This window comes from Shinella granuli, from assembly GCF_004341885.1.
In the GTDB taxonomy this organism is placed as follows: domain Bacteria; phylum Pseudomonadota; class Alphaproteobacteria; order Rhizobiales; family Rhizobiaceae; genus Shinella; species Shinella granuli.
Window position 1 is genome coordinate 25670 of the sequence record NZ_SLVX01000011.1, and the last position, 17531, is coordinate 43200.

General features: G+C 67.4%; 11 protein-coding genes. All 11 read left to right on the forward strand.

What is annotated here, in order from left to right:
- Window positions 1–73 precede the first annotated feature (73 nt).
- Window positions 74–805, forward strand: coding sequence for a response regulator transcription factor (locus EV665_RS17630; RefSeq protein ID WP_064332010.1), 732 nt, complete (start codon window positions 74–76; stop codon window positions 803–805).
- A gap of 99 nt (window positions 806–904) precedes the next feature.
- Window positions 905–2701 (forward strand): sensor histidine kinase, encoded by a 1797-nt coding sequence (locus EV665_RS17635; RefSeq protein WP_064332009.1) that lies wholly within the window; start codon window positions 905–907, stop codon window positions 2699–2701.
- Window positions 2702–2903: 202 nt separating this feature from the next.
- A complete protein-coding gene (locus EV665_RS17640; RefSeq protein ID WP_133035114.1) occupies window positions 2904–3365 on the forward strand; it encodes an HPr kinase/phosphorylase in 462 nt (153 codons plus the stop codon).
- Window positions 3366–3515: 150 nt separating this feature from the next.
- The gene (locus EV665_RS17645; protein ID WP_064332008.1) at window positions 3516–3917 is read left to right on the forward strand and encodes a PTS sugar transporter subunit IIA; all 402 of its coding nucleotides are present in this window, start codon (window positions 3516–3518) and stop codon (window positions 3915–3917) included.
- 15 nt (window positions 3918–3932) lie between these two features.
- Window positions 3933–4205 carry an HPr family phosphocarrier protein gene (locus tag EV665_RS17650; protein WP_064332007.1) on the forward strand — a complete coding sequence of 91 codons (273 nt, stop codon included), beginning with the start codon at window positions 3933–3935 and terminating at the stop codon, window positions 4203–4205.
- A gap of 155 nt (window positions 4206–4360) precedes the next feature.
- Window positions 4361–5761, forward strand: a complete 1401-nt coding sequence (gene ahcY, locus EV665_RS17655; RefSeq protein WP_133035115.1) for an adenosylhomocysteinase — start codon at window positions 4361–4363, stop codon at window positions 5759–5761.
- Between the two features lie 290 nt (window positions 5762–6051).
- The gene (locus EV665_RS17660) at window positions 6052–8505 is read left to right on the forward strand and encodes a sensor histidine kinase (RefSeq protein WP_133035116.1); all 2454 of its coding nucleotides are present in this window, start codon (window positions 6052–6054) and stop codon (window positions 8503–8505) included.
- Window positions 8506–8511: 6 nt separating this feature from the next.
- On the forward strand, window positions 8512–10008 hold the full coding sequence (gene tsaE, locus EV665_RS17665) for a tRNA (adenosine(37)-N6)-threonylcarbamoyltransferase complex ATPase subunit type 1 TsaE (RefSeq protein ID WP_133035117.1): 1497 nt from the start codon (window positions 8512–8514) through the stop codon (window positions 10006–10008).
- A gap of 13 nt (window positions 10009–10021) precedes the next feature.
- Window positions 10022–10756 (forward strand): nucleotidyltransferase family protein, encoded by a 735-nt coding sequence (locus EV665_RS17670; RefSeq protein WP_133035118.1) that lies wholly within the window; start codon window positions 10022–10024, stop codon window positions 10754–10756.
- A complete protein-coding gene (gene addB, locus EV665_RS17675) occupies window positions 10753–13935 on the forward strand; it encodes a double-strand break repair protein AddB (protein WP_133035119.1) in 3183 nt (1060 codons plus the stop codon). Before EV665_RS17670 ends, addB begins: the two co-directional genes overlap by 4 nt.
- Complete coding sequence (gene addA, locus EV665_RS17680) at window positions 13928–17485, forward strand: double-strand break repair helicase AddA (RefSeq protein WP_133035120.1); 3558 nt, start codon at window positions 13928–13930, stop codon at window positions 17483–17485. Before addB ends, addA begins: the two co-directional genes overlap by 8 nt.
- Window positions 17486–17531: the final 46 nt, after the last annotated feature.

The window sequence follows — 17531 nt, forward strand, 5'->3', positions numbered from 1 at the left end:
AAGGCGCATCACATCCAGGACAGGAAACGATCCGAGGTCGGGAAAGGCGCCCATGAATATGGAGACTAGCAGGATGCAGACGATCGCACTCGTTGACGACGACCGGAATATTCTGACATCCGTGTCGATCGCCCTGGAGGCCGAAGGCTACAAGGTGGAGACCTATACGGACGGCGCCTCGGCGCTCGACGGCCTTCTTGCCCGTCCGCCGCATCTTGCGATCTTCGATATCAAGATGCCGCGCATGGACGGCATGGAACTGCTGCGCCGGCTGCGCCAGAAATCCGATATCCCCGTCATCTTCCTCACCTCGAAGGACGAGGAGATCGACGAACTGTTCGGCCTGAAGATGGGCGCGGACGACTTCATCACCAAGCCGTTCTCGCAGCGCCTGCTGGTCGAGCGCGTCAAGGCGATCCTGCGCCGGGCCTCCAGCCGCGAGGCAGCCGCCTCCGCCGGGGCCGCCGGCAGCACGGCGAAGGCGGGGGAAGTCGCCGCCCGCTCGCTGGAGCGCGGCCAGCTCGTCATGGACCAGGAGCGCCATACCTGCACCTGGAAGGGCGAGCCGGTGACGCTGACCGTGACCGAATTCCTCATCCTGCATTCGCTGGCCCAGCGCCCCGGCGTGGTGAAGAGCCGCGATTCGCTGATGGACGCGGCCTATGACGAGCAGGTCTATGTCGACGACCGCACCATCGACAGCCACATCAAGCGGCTGCGCAAGAAGTTCAAGATGGTCGACACCGACTTCGACATGATCGAAACGCTCTATGGCGTGGGGTATCGCTTCCGCGAAACCGCTTGAAACGCGATTTCGCTTGCATGGACCGCGGCGGCGATGGCATGCCGCGGTCAGGCGGCACCATGCCGCCGGCATGAAGGATGAAGCCGCTTGTTGCAGACAATGTCGGAAAAGGATGGGCCGGACAAGGATGGGGACGACGTCGAGGGCCGGCCCGCGCCGCGCTCCCTCCGCCGCCGCTGGACCCATCCCTTCACGCTCGCCCGGCGCATCTTCGGCAATGCCGTCTTTTCGAGCCTGACGCGCCGCATCCTGTTCTTCAACCTCGTCGCGCTCGTCGTACTCGTCGCGGGCATCCTCTATCTCAACCAGTTCCGCGAGGGGCTGATCGATGCACGCGTCGAAAGCCTCCTGACCCAGGGCGAGATCATCGCCGGCGCGATCTCCGCCTCCGCCTCCGTCGACACCAACTCGATCACCATCGACCCGGAAAAGTTGCTGGAGCTGCAGGCCGGCCAGAGCATCACGCCGCTGCCGAACGACGAGGACCTCGAATTCCCGATCAATCCGGAGCGCGTGGCGCCCGTCCTGAGAAGGTTGATCTCGCCGACCCGCACCCGCGCGCGCATCTACGACACGGACGCCAACCTGCTGCTCGATTCGCGCCATCTCTATACGCAGGGCCAGGTGCTGCGCTTCGACCTGCCGCCGGTGGAGCCGGAGAGCACCAGCCTCATCGAGCGCATGAACGTCTGGTTCAACCGCATCCTCCAGCCGAGCAACCTGCCGCAGTACAAGGAAGCGCCCGGCGGCGACGGCTCGATCTATCCCGAAGTGATGAACGCGCTGACCGGCGTGCGCGGCGCGGTCGTGCGCGTCAACGACAAGGGCGAGCTGATCGTCTCGGTCGCCGTGCCCGTGCAGCGTTTTCGGGCGGTGCTGGGCGTCTTGCTGCTCTCCACCCAGGCGGGCGACATCGACAAGATCGTCCATGCCGAGCGGCTTGCCATCATGCGCGTCGCGGGCGTCGCCGGCCTCGTCAACATCGCGCTGTCGCTGCTGCTCTCCAGCACCATCGCCAATCCGCTGCGCCGGCTTGCGGCGGCGGCGATCCGCGTGCGGCGCGGGGCGAAGGAGCGCGAGGAGATCCCCGACTTCTCGGTGCGCCAGGACGAGATCGGCAACCTTTCGATTGCACTGCGCCAGATGACCAACGCGCTCTACGACCGCATCGACGCGATCGAGAGCTTTGCCGCCGATGTCAGCCACGAGCTGAAGAACCCGCTGACCTCGCTGCGCAGCGCCGTCGAGACGCTGCCGCTCGCGCGCACGGACGAATCGAAGAAGCGCCTCCTCGACATCATCCAGCACGACGTGCGCCGGCTCGACCGCCTGATCAGCGACATCTCGGACGCGTCCCGCCTCGATGCCGAGCTTGCCCGCAGCGATGCCCGCACCGTCGACCTCGAAAAGCTGCTCGGCGACCTCATCGACATTTCCCGCCAGGTCAACACGCGCAAGAAGCCGGTCACCCTCGATTTCGTGGTGGACCGCAAGGACAATCCGAAGGCGAAATTCGAGATATCGGGATACGAGCTGCGTATCGGCCAGATCGTCACCAACCTCATCGAGAATGCCCGCTCCTTCGTGCCGGATCCCGGCGGGCGCATCGTCGTGCGCCTGTCGCGCGGGCGGAACGACCGCTGCATCATCCAGGTCGAGGACAACGGCCCCGGCATCCAGGCGGAAAACATCGACCGCATCTTCGAGCGGTTCTATACGGACCGCCCCGCCACCGAGGATTTCGGCCAGAATTCCGGTCTCGGCCTTTCCATCTCGCGGCAGATCGCCGAGGCGCATGGCGGCACGCTGAAGGCCGACAACATCGTCGACAAGGCGACCGGCGAACTGGCCGGCGCCCGCTTCACGCTGTCGCTGCCGACCGGCAACCAGAAATGAGCGGGGTTTCGCGGGAAAAGATGAGACCTGCAGGGAAAGCCGCCCCTCATCCCGCTGCCGCGACCTTCTCCCCGCAAGCGGGGAGAAGGGGCAAGAGGCGAAATTTCCCTTTCACGACAACGGATATTGCCTTGGGAAACCGAAGCAACATCCCCCTTCTCCCCGCTTGCGGGGAGAAGGTCGCGGCAGCGGGATGAGGGGCATGCCGAACGCAGCGCCCGTCAACCTCCATGCCACCGCGATCGTCATCGGCACGACGGGGCTTCTGTTGATCGGTCCCTCCGGCACCGGAAAAAGCGCCGTCGCGCTCCACTGCATCGAGGAGGCCCGCGCGCGCGGCCTTTTCGCCGCCCTGATCAGCGACGACCAGGTTTTCATCACCGAAGCGAACGGACGGCTCATCGCCCGTGCGCCAAGAAGCATCGCCGGCCTGGCGGAGATCCGCGGGGCCGGGATCGTGGCGGTGGAGACGATCGAAGCGGCCGTTCTGACCCGGGCGATCCGACCGATCGAACCGCCTTTCGCCGAGCGCCTGCCGCCGGAAGGGGAAACCGTCGCGGTCCTGCCGTCGTTCGTGCTGCCCCTGACCCGGCTGCCGCTCTTTCCCGGCGTGAGCGCTTTTTCGACCTTGGTCGCGATTCACCCGGAAATCCTCAAGAGTTGACCCCAAAAGCCCGCTCAAAAAGCGGAATCGGGCATTTTGGGCTTGCACTTGGTCTTTTCATTGACATGATGGCCACCCCAACGGTGGACGGAATTGCTGCATTGCGGTATTCCGCCGTCCGTTTGAGTTGGGAAACTGGAGCGACTGCTGATGATCGGACTGGTGCTTGTCACCCATGGCAAGCTTGCGGAGGAATTCCGGCACGCCCTTGAACATGTCGTTGGTCCGCAAAAGGCGATCGAGACCGTCTGCATCGGCCCCGAGGACGACATGGACCAGCGCCGCCAGGATATTCTGGAAGCGGTGATGAAGGCCGACCAGGGCCATGGCGTCATCATCCTCACCGACATGTTCGGTGGCACCCCCTCGAACCTCGCCATTTCCGTGATGAGTGGCGACGGCATAGAGGTGATCGCCGGCGTGAACCTTCCCATGCTGATCAAGCTTGCCGGCATTCGCGGCGAGAACAACATGGAGAAGGCGCTGATCGACGCCTCCGAGGCCGGCCGCAAATATATCAACGTGGCAAGCCGCGTCTTGAGCGGCAAATAAGGTTCTCCGCCCTCCATGACCGTCTCGAAAGAGCTCCTCATCATCAACAAGCGCGGCCTGCACGCCCGCGCCTCGGCGAAATTCGTCCAGACGGTCGACGGCTATGACGCCGAGGTCACCGTCTCCAAGGACGGCATGACGGTGGGCGGCACCTCGATCATGGGCCTGATGATGCTCGCCGCCAGCCCCGGCTGTTCCGTGCTGGTGACGGCGGTCGGCGCCCAGGCCCGCGAGGTGCTCGATGCGCTCGATGCGCTGGTGGCCGATCGTTTCGGCGAAGAAATGTAAGCCATGCGATGATATAAGGATATAAAGACTTCTTTATATCCTGTTGCTCCAGCCGGCATTTCCTGATAGGAAGCGCCATCACGAACAGGAACTGTTCGTTCCACGCATGTGCGCAGGCATCTTCATGCCGCACGTGCCAAAAGGCTGGAGACCCCATGACCACCACGCAGGACTACCACGTCGCCGACATCGCGCTCGCCGATTTCGGCCGCAAGGAAATTCAGATCGCCGAAACGGAAATGCCGGGCCTGATGGCCTGCCGCGACGAATTCGGCGCGTCCAAGCCGCTGAAGGGCGCACGCATCACCGGTTCGCTGCACATGACGATCCAGACCGCCGTGCTCATCGAGACGCTGGTCGCGCTCGGCGCGGATGTGCGCTGGGCCTCGTGCAACATCTTCTCCACGCAGGACCACGCCGCCGCCGCGATCGCCGCCGCCGGCATCCCGGTCTATGCCGTGAAGGGTGAGACGCTCACCGAATACTGGGAATATACCGACAAGATCTTCCAGTGGGCCGATGGCGGCCTTTCCAACATGATCCTCGACGATGGCGGCGACGCCACCATGTACATCCTGCTCGGCGCGCGCGCCGAAGCCGGCGAGAACGTGCTGGTCAACCCCGGCTCGGAAGAAGAGGAAATCCTCTTCGCGCAGATCAAGAAGCGCCTCGCCGCCTCCCCGGGCTGGTTCACCAAGCAGCGCGACGCCATCAAGGGCGTGACGGAAGAGACCACCACCGGCGTCAACCGTCTCTACCAGCTCCAGCAGAAGGGCCTGCTGCCCTTCCCGGCGATCAACGTCAACGACTCGGTCACCAAGTCGAAGTTCGACAACAAGTACGGCTGCAAGGAATCGCTGGTCGACGGCATCCGCCGCGGCACCGACGTCATGATGGCCGGCAAGGTCGCCGTCGTCTGCGGCTATGGCGACGTGGGCAAGGGTTCCGCCGCCTCGCTGCGCGGCGCCGGCGCGCGCGTGAAGGTGACGGAAATCGACCCGATCTGCGCCCTGCAGGCCGCCATGGACGGCTTCGAGGTCGTGCAGCTCGAAGACGTCGTCTCCACCGCCGACATCTTCATCACGACCACCGGCAACAAGGACGTCATCCGCCTCGAGCACATGCGCGAGATGAAGGACATGGCGATCGTCGGCAATATCGGCCACTTCGACAACGAGATCCAGGTCGCCTCGCTGCGCAATCTCAAGTGGACGAACATCAAGCCGCAGGTCGACATGATCGAGTTCCCGAAGGGCAACCGCATGATCCTTCTGTCGGAAGGCCGCCTCTTGAACCTCGGCAACGCCACCGGCCACCCCTCCTTCGTGATGTCCGCCTCCTTCTCCAACCAGGTCCTCGCCCAGATCGAGCTCTTCACCAAGGGCGAGACCTACAAGAACGAGGTCTACGTGCTGCCGAAGCAGCTCGACGAGAAGGTCGCCCGCCTGCACCTTGCCAAGCTCGGCGCGCGCCTGACGGAACTCTCCGAGGAGCAGGCCGGCTATATCGGCGTGACGCCCCAGGGTCCTTTCAAGGCCGAGCACTACAGGTACTGATCCTTACCCAGGTTATCCACAACATCTAGGGGCTGCGCGCTTGACAAGGCGCGCGGCTTCTTTTTTGGGCACCTCCCTTCCCGACGATTCTGGAAACAAGTATCGTTTAAAGCATTGATTCGGCGTGCAGATGCGGACCCTTCGCGCCGGATTGGGATGTCTTGTCGATCAGGCGGCAAACGGACGGAGACATACCGGGGATGATGGCGGACAGAAAACGAGGCCGTTCCGGGCAGGCTTTTGCCGTGCCGGGGCGGAACAGGGCGCATTCGCTTGCGCAGAATAAATTTATGATTAACGAATGGTTTACGGGCGGCAGGCGCCGTCTCGTATCGGCACTGTCGGCCGGCTCGGCGCTGACGGCATTTGCCGGCCCGGCGCATGCGGCCGGCCCCTATCTCGCCACCACGGAGATCGTCACCGTTTCCATGCTGCTCGGCGTGATGTCGGCGGCGATGGTCTCGGCGATCTGGATGATCCGCCAGCGCGGCCGCATGGAGGCGGAAAGCCGCGAACTGAAGGCGCATCTTTCCGACGCCCGCCACAATGTTTCCCGCCTGCAGGCGCTGATCGGCGACAAGGACCGGCGCATCGTCGTCTGGGACGGCCTTTCGGAGAAACCGGAATTCCTGGGCCAGCTGCCGGCGGAGACCGGCGCGCCGCAGGCCGATCGCGATTTCCTTGCCTTCGGCCGCTGGCTGAAGCCCACCTCCGCCGCCGAGATCGAGCGCGCCGTGGAGCGGCTGCGCTCGCAGGCGCAGAGTTTCGACCTGATCCTCGAAACGAGCCGCGAGGAAGTGCTGGAAGCGCAGGGCCGCGTTTCCGGCGGCCAGGCCTTCGTGCGCTTCGTGGCGCTGAACAATTTGCGCGCGGAAGCCGCCGAGTTGAGGCTGGAGCGCGACCGGCTGGTCCAGGCGCTCACCACGCTGCAGGGCCTGCTCGACCAGATCGACCTGCCCGTCTGGCAGCGCGCCGCCGACGGCTCGCTTGCCTGGGTGAACGAGGCCTATGCCGAGGCCGTCGAGGCCAGGGACGCGGCCAGCGCCGTCACCGAGGGCCGCGAGCTTCTCCCCACCATCGCGCGCGAAAAAATCCGCGCCGCCAGCACCTATGACGCGCCGTTCCGCGACAAGGTCTCCACCGTCGTGCACGGCAACCGCAGCTTCTTCGACGTCGTCGATGCGCGCAGCCCGTCGGGCTCGGCCGGCATCGCCGTCAATGTCTCCGATATCGAGGCGGTGCGCGAGGAACTGGTGCGCACGCTGAAGAGCCACGCCGAAACGCTCGATCACCTCGCAACGCCCGTCGCGATCTTCGACGGCGAGCAGCGCCTGCAATTCTACAACCAGGCCTTCCAGCGCATGTGGGAGATCGACACGGCCTTCCTCGAAGGCAAGCCCGGCAATGGCGAACTGCTCGATCGCCTTCGCGCCGGCGGAAAGCTGCCGGAACAGCTCAACTGGAAACAGTGGAAGGATAACGCGCTTTCCGTCTACCGCGCGATCGACACGCAGACAGACCTCTGGCACCTGCCGAACGGCCAGACGCTGCGCGTCTTCGCCACCGCCCGCCCGCAGGGCGGCGCGACCTGGGTCTTCGAGAACCTGACGGAAAAGGTCGATCTCGAAACGCGCTACAATACGCTGGTGCAGGTGCAGGACGAGACGATCGACCACCTCGCCGAGGGTGTCGCCGTGTTCAGCCCGGACGGGCGCATCCGCCTCTCCAATCCGGCCTTCCGCGCGCTCTGGGGCATCAGCGAGGCCGAGGCGAAATCCGGCACCCATATCCGCGCCATCGAGCAGGCCTGCGCGCCGTCCTACGACAAGCCGGACGGCTGGAAGCGCTTCGCCCATATCATCACCAGCTTCGACGACGAGCGCCCCTCCTGCCAGGGCGTGCTGGAGCTGCGTACCGGCCTGGTGCTCGACTTCGCCGTCATCCCGCTTTCCAACGCCCAGACGATGCTGACCTTCGTCAACATCACCGACAGCGTGCGCGTCAGCCGGGCGCTGACGGAAAAGAACGAGGCGCTGCGCAAGGCCGATGCGCTGAAGAACGATTTCGTCCAGCACGTCTCCTACGAGCTGCGCTCGCCGCTGACCAACATCATCGGCTTCGCCGATCTCCTGAAGACGCCGACCATGGGCGAGCTCAACGACCGGCAGGCCGAATATGTCGACCATATCGCGACATCCTCGGCGGTGCTGCTCACCATCGTCAACGACATCCTCGACCTTGCCACCGTCGATGCCGGCATCATGGAGCTCGACTACAGCGAGATCAACCTGACGGACCTGCTCGACGACGTCTCCATGCAGTTCGCCGACCGGCTGCACGAGGCGCAGGTGACGTTGGAAATCACCGCCCCCGACAATCTCGGCACCATCGTCGCCGACCAGCAGCGCCTCAAGCAGATCCTGATAAAACTGCTGAGCAATGCCGCGAATTTCGCACCGGAAGGCAGCTCGATCGGCCTCAAGTGCTGGCGCGAGGGCGCCGACCTCGTCTTCACCGTTTCCGACCGCGGGCCGGGCATTCCGCAGGACGTGCTGCAGACGGTGTTCGATCGCTTCGAAAGCCACGGCCGGCGCGGCGGCGCGGGCCTCGGCCTCTCGATCGTCGAGAGCTTCGTCAGCCTGCACCACGGCACCGTCACCATCGACAGCCGCGAGGGGCGCGGCACGGATGTCACCTGCCGCATCCCGTCTGCGACGATGACTTCCTTCGCCGCGGCGGAATAGGCCCGGATGGCGCTCGACCTCTTCCTTCCCGACGAAGCCGCGACCATCCGCTTCGGCGAGGACATGGCGCTCGGCCTGAAGCGCGGCGACTATGTCGCGCTCTCGGGCGATCTTGGCGCCGGCAAATCGACCTTTTCCCGCGCGCTGATCCGGGCGATCGCCGACGACGCCTATCTCGAGGTGCCGAGCCCGACCTTCACGCTGGTCCAGAGCTACGACCTGCGCATCCCCGTCGCCCATTTCGACCTCTACCGCATCGCCGACGCCGCGGAGATCGACGAACTCGGCTTCGACGAAGCGCTCTCCGACAGCATCTGCCTCGTCGAATGGCCGGAAAAGGGTTTTGGCGCGCTGCCGGCGGAGGGGATTTCGCTCAGCTTCCTGCACGAGGGGGACGGGCGGCGTGTCACCATCGACGCCCCGGTACCGGCGCTGGCGCGCATCCGCCGCTCGCTGGCGATCCGCGCCTTCCTCGATGAAGCCGGCTACCGAAATGCCGTGCGCCGCCACCTGACGGGCGATGCCTCGGTGCGGGCCTATGAACATGTCGATGTCGGCGGCGCGCGTTTCGTGCTGATGGATTCGCCACGCCACACGCCGGGGCCGATCCTTGCCCATGGCAAATACTACCAGCAGATCGCGCATATCGCCGAGGACGTGAAACCCTTCATCGCCATCGGCCGGTATCTCGTCGCGCGCGGCCTGCGCGCCCCGGCCATCCACGCGATGGACATCGATGCGGGCATCCTCCTGATCGAGGACCTCGGCAGCGAAGGCGTGCTCGACGAGAACGGCATGCCGATCGCCGAGCGCTACCGCGAAAGCGCCGCCTGCCTTGCGCATCTGCATGGGGAGGCCGCTGAGCGGGACCTTCCCGTTGCCGGCGACATCGTGCACCGCGTGCCGGATTTCGACCGCGACGCCATGCAGATCGAGGTGAGCCTCCTCATCGACTGGTACCTGCCCTACACGCGCGGCACGCCGGCAAGCGAGGACGAGCGCCGCGGCTATGTCGCCCTGTGGGACGGGCTGATCGACAGCCTTGCCGCCGCCGAGCACAATCTGCTGCTGCGCGACTTCCACTCGCCGAACATCATCTGGCGGCCGGAGGCGACCGGCACCGACCGGGTCGGCATCATCGATTTCCAGGATGCGATGATCGGCCCCTCGGCCTATGACGTCGCCTCGCTTACGCAGGATGCGCGTGTCGACATGCCGGAGGGCGTGGCGGAAAGCGTGCTCGACCATTACCTGTCGCTGCGGGCTGCGGATCCCGGCTTTAACCGGGAGCGCTTCCTGCGCGACTGGCACGTCATGGCGGCGCAGCGCAACTGCAAGCTCGTCGGCCTCTGGGTGCGGCTGATGCAGCGCGACGGCAAGCCGGCCTATATGCGCCACATGCCGCGCACCCTGCGCAATCTGGAACGGGCGCTCGCCCATCCCGACCTCGCCCCCTTGCGCGAGTGGTGCGAAAAGGCTGGAATCCTCGCGACCGAATCATGATCGCGAGCAGCCGATGAAGATCGAAGACGCCATGGTGCTGGCCGCCGGCCTCGGCACCCGCCTGCGCCCCATCACCGACACGATGCCGAAGCCGCTGGTGCCGGTCGCCGGCAAGGCGATGATCGACTACGGGCTCGACGCGCTGGCGAAGGCCGGCGTCAAGCGTGCCGTCGTCAACGTGCACCATTTCGCCGACCAGATGATCGCGCATCTTGCCGGCCGCGCGGTGCCGGAGATCATCCTCTCCGACGAGACGGAGCGCCTGATGAATTCCGGCGGCGGGCTGGCCAAGGGCTTGAAACTGCTTGGCCGCGACCCCGTCTTCGTGATGAATGCCGACCTCTTCTGGATCGGCGAGAAGCCCGGCGAGCCGAGCAATCTCGAACGGCTGGCGGAGGCCTTCGACCCCCAGCGCATGGACATGCTGCTGCTCTGCGTGAAGCTGGAGGACACGACCGGCCACAACGGCAAGAAGGATTTCTCCATGGACGCCGACGGGCGGCTGGCGCGCTACCGGGAGGGCGACGGAACAGCCTTCGTCTATGCCGGCGCCATCGCCATGATGCCGGCCCTCTTCGACGATGCGCCCGAGGACGCCTTCAACCTTAACATCTATTTCGACCGGGCGATCGGGACGGGCCGCCTCCATGGCATCGTGATGGACGGCCACTGGATCACCGTCGGCACGCCGGAGGCGATCGGCGCGGCGGAGGCCGTCATCGGCGCGGCGCGCGAGGCGGCGGCGTGACGCGGGCGCGCGGGCGCATCTATTCCATCCCGGCGAGCCTGCCCTTCCTGAGGACGACCGCCCAGAGCCTTGTCGACGGCCGGCTCGTGCCCGGCTTCACCTATGACCCCGCCGACCCGCTGGCGCTGGCCGACGTCACGATCTACGTGCCGACCCGCCGCTCTGCCCGCGTGCTGCGCTCGGAATTCGTCGATCTCTTCGGCGGGCGCTCGGCCATCCTGCCGGTCATCCGCGCGCTCGGCGAGACGGACGACGACAGCGGCTTCTTCGACGAGGCGGCGCCGGCGCTGCTGGACATGGCCGAGCCGCTGTCCGGCCCGGCGCGCCTTCTCGAACTCGCCCGCCTCGTGCTCGCCTGGCGCAACCAACTGCCCGCGGCGGTCACCTCCGTGCATGCGGAAAGCCCGCTCGTCGCGCCCGCGAGCCCCGCCGATGCCGTCTGGCTTGCCCGCAACCTCGCCGAGATCATCGACGCGATGGAGACGGAAGAGCTCGACTGGCTGGCGCTCGACAATCTCGACGTCTCCAACCATGCGCTCTGGTGGCAGCTCACCGCCGAATTCCTGAAGATCGCCAGCGAATTCTGGCCGGCGCGGCTGACGGAGCTCAACCGCTCCTCCCCGTCGCTGCGGCGCAACGCGACGCTGCATGCCGAGACGGAACGCTACCGCGCCATGCCGCCCGCCGGCCCCGTCATCATCGCCGGCTCGACGGGCTCCATTCCCGCGACCGCCGGCCTGATCGCGGCCGTGGCGGACCTGCCCAACGGCGTCGTCATCCTGCCGGGGCTCGATCGCTTCATGTCGGATGCCGAATGGCTGCTCGTCGGCCACCAGGCCGGCGGCGACGACGCCCCGAAGCCCGATGCCGCCGCCCGCAGCCATCCGCAATACGGCCTCCACCGCCTGCTTGCCCGCATGGGCTGCACGCGCGCGGATGTCGAATTGCTCGGAACGCCGCCCGAAGCGCTGGAATATCGCTCGCAGGTCCTCTCCAGCGCCTTCCTGCCGACGCAGGCGACGGCCGGCTGGGGCGAGGTTCGCGGCACGCTCGATGCGGGCCGCCTCGCCGAGGCCTTCGAGACCGTGTCGCTCGTCGAGGCGGCCAACGAGCGGGAAGAAGCGGTGGCGATCGCCATTGCCCTGCGCTTGGCGCTGGAGGATGGCGAGGACGCCCAGGCGGCGCTGATCACGCCCGACCGCAAGCTCGGCCGGCGCGTGGCGGCGGAGCTTGCCCGCTTCGGCATCGAGGCGGACGATTCGGCCGGCACGCCCTTGCTCTCCACGCCGCAGGGCACGCTCCTGCGTCTCCTCACCGAGGCGGCGCTGCGGCCGGGCGACCCGGTGCCGCTCGTCGCGCTGCTGAAACACCCGCTCGCCCGCTTCGGCCTGCCCGTGGCGGACCTTGCCGAGGCCGTCACCGCGCTGGAGCTGACGGCGCTGCGCGGCGGCACGGCCGAGATCGACATTTCCACGCTCGAACCGCTGCTCGAGGCCGCCCTTGCCCGGCAGGCGCAGGATCGCCACCCGCCGAAATGGCGCACGGCGCTTTCCGAGGCCGCAATCCCGCTTGCCCGCGACCTCGCCCGCCGTATCGCAGAAGCCGTCGAGCCGCTTGCCGGTGCACTCGTGCAGGAAAGCCGCACGGGTCGGCGCTTCTCCTCGAAGCTTGCGGTCTCCGACTGGTCGGAACGGACCGGCCGGGCGCTCGAGGCGGTGGCGGTGGACGAGCACGGCAACCTTGCCGCCCTCTGGTCCGGCGAGGCCGGCGACAGCCTGGCGAACCTCTTCAAGAGCGTGATCGAGACGGACGGGCAGATCGAGGCCGATGGGCCGCAATGGTGCGACATCATCGAGGCTCTGGCGGCCAGCGAAAGCGTCAAGCCGCGCTCCATGCGCCATCCGCGCGTCTTCATCTTCGGCGCGCTCGAATCGCGCCTGCAGAGCGTCGACACCGTGGTGATCGGCGGGCTCAACGAAGGCACCTGGCCGGGGCAGGCGGCGAACGACGCCTTCCTGTCGCGTGTCATGAAGGTGGAGATCGGCCTGGAGCCGCCGGAACGGCGCATCGGCCAGCTCGGCCACGACCTGCAGATGGCCGCGGCCGCGCCGAAACTGGTGCTGACGCGGGCGCTGCGCAACGGCACCGCGCCGACCGTCGCCTCGCGCTGGCTGCAACGCCTCATCGCCGTCGGCGGCCAGGCCCTTGCCACGGACCTCCGGGCGCGCGGAAGGAACCTCATCGACTGGGCGAACGCCATCGACCGCAGCCCGCCCGTGCCGAATGCGCGCCGCCCGGCGCCGCATCCGCCGGCCGAGCTGCAGCCGAGGAAATACTCCTTCAGCGAGGTGGGGCGTCTCCGGCGCGATCCCTATGCGATCTATGCCCGCCATATCCTGCGCCTCGATCCGATCGCACCCTTCAATCTCGATCCGGGGCCGGCCGAGCGCGGCTCGCTCTACCACCGCATCGTCGACCGCTTCGTGCGCGAAGAGGCGAGCGGCGAGCCCCTTACCCTCATCGGCCGCATCCTTGCGGAAGAATTCGACGCCGTCGCCCTGCCCCCGCATATCGACGCCGTCTGGCGGCCGCGCTTTGCCGCCGTCGCCCGCGCCTTCGTCCACTGGCACCTGGAGCGGGCGGGTGGCGTGCGCGAGAGCCTGACGGAGGTGCCGGCCTCGCTCGACCTTTCGGTCGGCGGCATCCGCCTGACCGGCATTGCCGACCGCATCGACATCCTGCCGGACGGCAGCGCCGACCTTCTCGACTACAAAACCGGCAGCACGCCGTCGATGAGGGTGGCGCGGGCGCTGCTCGACCCGCAGCTCGCGCTGGAGGCGGCGGCGATCCGGCGCGGCGCCTTCCGCGGGCCGGGGCTTCGCGAGCCGGCGAACCTTCTCTATGTGCGCCTCAAACCCGGCGAACGGTTCAAGGCCGAACAGGTGAACAACGAGCATGCCAAATCGGCGAACGTCACGCCGAAATCCGCCGTCGAGCTTGCCGAGGAAGCCCTGACGGAGCTGGAAAAGCTGCTGACGGGCCTCATCGAGGGCCGCTACGGCTTTGCCTCCCGGCTCATTCCCGAACAGGAACGGGACTATGGTGGGGAATACGACCACCTGGCGCGCGTCGCCGAATGGTCCTCGGCGGAAAGCAACGGGGAGGGCGAGGATGCTTGAGGACGATCGGCCCGCCTCGGCCGAGCCCGCCGCCTGGCTGAGCTGGACCACGCAGAAACAGGCGACGGCCTCCGATCCCGCGCGCTCGGCCTGGGTTTCGGCCAATGCCGGCTCGGGCAAGACCCATGTGCTGACGCAGCGCGTGATCCGCCTGCTTCTCGCCGGCTGCCGGCCCTCCGCCATCCTGTGCCTCACCTATACCAAGGCCGCGGCCTCCGAAATGTCGAACCGCGTCTTCGAGCGGCTGGCGGAATGGGCGACGCTCTCCGACGAAGCGCTGACCGAGCGCGTGGCGGCGATCGAGGGCAAAGAGCCGGACCTGTTCAAGCTCGCCGAGGCGCGCCGCCTCTTCGCGCGCGCGCTCGAAACGCCGGGCGGGCTGAAGATCCAGACGATCCACGCCTTCTGCGAGGCGCTGCTGCACCAGTTCCCGCTGGAAGCCAATGTCGCCGGCCACTTCTCCGTGCTCGACGACCGGGCCGCCGCCGTGCTGCTGGCCGATGCCCGCCGCACGCTCCTGACGGCGACGACGAACGAGGACGACAGCACGCTCGCCGCCGCCTTCGCCACCGTGCTCGACATTGCCGACGACACCGGGCTGGAGCGGCTGATCGCCGATATCGTGGCGAGCCGCGGGCCGATCCGCGAATTCCTGGACGGCGCAGCGAAGGCGGGCGGCGTGGAGACCGTGCTGCGCCGGGAAGCCGGGCTCGACCCGCACGAGACGGCCGACGACATCCTCGCCGCCTTCTGGCCGCTCGACGGTTTGCAGGGCGCGGTGCTCGATTCCTATCTCGCGGCGGCGGAAAGCCTTGGCAGCGACACGGTGAAGGCCACCGCCGCGGGCCTGCGCGGCGTGGCCCGGCTGGCCGATGCCGAGGCCCGGCGCGCCGCGCTGCACGATCTCTTCTTCACCGATAAAGGCACGCCGCGCAGCCTCGACCGGTCGTTCCTTTCGAAGAAGGTTCGTGACAGCGCACCCCACCTCGAAGCCGCGCTTCTGGCCGCCCAGGCGCATGTGATCGCCTGCGACGACCGGCTGCGGCGGTTCCGCATGTACGAGGCGACGCGCGCGGCGCTCGTCATCGCCGAACGGCTGATCGGCGACTACGAGGACCTGAAGCGCGCGCGCAGCCTGCTCGACTTCGACGACCTGATCGACCGCACCGCGCGGCTGCTCACGCGCGAGCGGGTGAGCGCCTGGGTGCACTACAAGCTCGACCAGGGCATCGACCACATCCTCGTCGACGAGGCGCAGGACACCAGCCCGCGGCAATGGCAGATCGTCAAATCGCTGACGGACGATTTCTTTGCCGGCGAAACGGCGCGGGACCGGGAGCGCACGATCTTCGCCGTCGGCGACGAGAAGCAGTCGATCTATTCCTTCCAGGGCGCCCGGCCGGAGCGTTTCGCCGAGGAGGGCCGCGCGGTTCTTCGCCGCACGCAGGCGGCGAAGGCCGCCTTCAGCCCCATCCGGCTGCTGCTTTCCTTCCGCTCGACGCGCGAGGTGCTCTCGGCCGTCGACCAGGTCTTTCTCGACCCCGCCAATGCGCGCGGGCTGACGCCGGACGGCAGCGAGATCGTGCACGCCTCCAACCGCGGGCGCGAGCCGGGCGCGGTCGATATCTGGGAGGTGATCGCCGCGCCGCCGGGGCTCGACGAGGAGGACTGGACGGCGCCCTTCGACGCGGTGGCCGAGGAGGCGCCGATCAACGTGCTGGCCCGGCGCATCGCCGATACGCTCGCGGCCTGGATCGGCCGGGAGACGGTGACGGAAAAGGGCAAGACGCGGCTGATGGCGGCCGGCGACGTCATCGTGCTGGTGCGCAAGCGCGATGCCTTCGTCAATGCGCTGACGCGCACCCTGAAGCAGCGGCACAACCTGCCCGTCGCCGGCGCCGACCGGCTGGTGCTGACGAAGCACATCGCGGTACAGGACCTGATGGCGCTCGGCCGCTTCGCCGTGCTGCCGGAGGACGACCTTTCGCTGGCCGCGCTGCTGAAGAGCCCGCTGTTCAACCTCGACGAGGAAACGCTGTTCGCGCTGGCGGCGCGGCGCGGCGAAAAACAGGGGCTCTGGGCGCGGCTCGTCGCGGCGGCGGAAGAGGACGCGGTGCTGGCCGGCATCGTGCGGCGTCTCAGGGACATGCTGCGCGATGCGCAGGTCCAAGCCGTGCACGATTTCTATGCGCGCATCCTGGGTGCCGGTGGCGGGCGGCGGGCCTTCCTCGCCCGGCTCGGGACGGAAGCCGGCGAGATCATCGACGAGTTCCTGACATTCGCGCTGGAGCAGGAGGAGAACGGCCTGCCGGGCCTGCAGGCTTTCGTCTCCACGCTGGAACTCGAAGCCCCGACCGTCAAGCGCGAGCAGGACAAGGCGCGCGGCGAGATCCGCATCATGACGGTGCATGCCGCCAAGGGCCTGGAGGCGCCGGTCGTCTTTCTCGTCGACGGCGGGGCGAAACCCTTCAGCCCCAGCCACATGCCGCATCTGCGCTTCCTTGCGGCGCCCGGCCTTGCCGGCGGCGTGCCGGCCTGGCTGCCACTCAAGGACATCGGCAACGCGCTGACGGCAGCCGATGCGGAGCGCATCAAGGCCGGCGCGGAGGAGGAATACCGCCGCCTGCTCTACGTGGCGATGACACGCGCGGCGGACCGCCTCGTCGTCTGCGGCTATCGCGGCCGGCTGGAGAACAAGGACACCTGGCATCAGATGATCACGGCGGCGCTTTCGGCCGATGGTGCGCGGTGCGTTGAAAAGACTTTCTCGACGGCAGGCGAGAGCTGGCCGGGATTAGCCTGGCGCGAGACCGGGGCGGCGACCCTGGAGGCAGCTACCGCGGCTCCTGCCGAGGAGAGAGCGGCGATCGCGCTTCCGGAGGCTCTGGGCCGGCCCCTGCCACCGCAGAGATCGCTGCCCCGGCCGCTCAGCCCTTCGGGCGCGGCGGCGGTGATCGAGACGGATGCGGCGGACCTCCTGGTGCCCTCGGCGCTCTTCGGCCGGAAGGGCGGCGTTCCCGGCGCCGGCCTTGCGATGGAGCGCGGACGCATCCTGCACCGTTTCCTCCAGGTCCTGCCCGCCTTTAATGCCGCGGAACGGCCGGCGGCGGCACGGCGCTATCTCGAACGGGCGGCTGCCCACTGGCCGGAAAGCGCACGGACCTCGCTGGTCGAAGCAGCGCTCGCGGTGATCGGCGACGGGGACCTCGCCGCGATCTTTTCGCCCGCGGCCCGGGCGGAAGTGTCGATCATGGGCACGCTGACGCTCGGCAGCCGGGACTATGCGGTCTCCGGCCGTATCGACCGCATGGCGATCACCGATGCGGCTGTCGAGATCGTCGACTTCAAGACGAACCGCGTGCCGCCGGCCTCGCTTGCCGACATTCCCTTCGAGCACCGGGCGCAGCTTGCGATCTACCGTGCGATCCTCGCGCCGCTCTATCCAGAGCGGGAAATCCGCTGCGGGCTGATCTACACGGAAGCGGCAAAAACCTATTGGCTGGATGCCGGCCTGATGGAGGCGAGCCTTGCCGAACTCGCCTCGAAGTGAGATACCGGGCGGGACGACCGGTCGCCCCGCGGGGCGCCGGCAGAGT

Bases quoted from the DNA above. Each gene is read 5' to 3' on its own strand.
- EV665_RS17650 (WP_064332007.1), top strand. From the start codon at position 3,933: ATGACCGTCTCGAAAGAGCTCCTCATCATCAACAAGCGCGGCCTGCAC.
- ahcY (WP_133035115.1), top strand. From the start codon at position 4,361: ATGACCACCACGCAGGACTACCACGTCGCCGACATCGCGCTCGCCGAT.
- EV665_RS17640 (WP_133035114.1), top strand. From the start codon at position 2,904: ATGCCGAACGCAGCGCCCGTCAACCTCCATGCCACCGCGATCGTCATC.
- EV665_RS17630 (WP_064332010.1), top strand. From the start codon at position 74: ATGCAGACGATCGCACTCGTTGACGACGACCGGAATATTCTGACATCC.
- EV665_RS17670 (WP_133035118.1), top strand. From the start codon at position 10,022: ATGAAGATCGAAGACGCCATGGTGCTGGCCGCCGGCCTCGGCACCCGC.
- tsaE (WP_133035117.1), top strand. From the start codon at position 8,512: ATGGCGCTCGACCTCTTCCTTCCCGACGAAGCCGCGACCATCCGCTTC.
- EV665_RS17635 (WP_064332009.1), top strand. From the start codon at position 905: ATGTCGGAAAAGGATGGGCCGGACAAGGATGGGGACGACGTCGAGGGC.
- addA (WP_133035120.1), top strand. From the start codon at position 13,928: ATGCTTGAGGACGATCGGCCCGCCTCGGCCGAGCCCGCCGCCTGGCTG.
- EV665_RS17645 (WP_064332008.1), top strand. From the start codon at position 3,516: ATGATCGGACTGGTGCTTGTCACCCATGGCAAGCTTGCGGAGGAATTC.
- EV665_RS17660 (WP_133035116.1), top strand. From the start codon at position 6,052: ATGATTAACGAATGGTTTACGGGCGGCAGGCGCCGTCTCGTATCGGCA.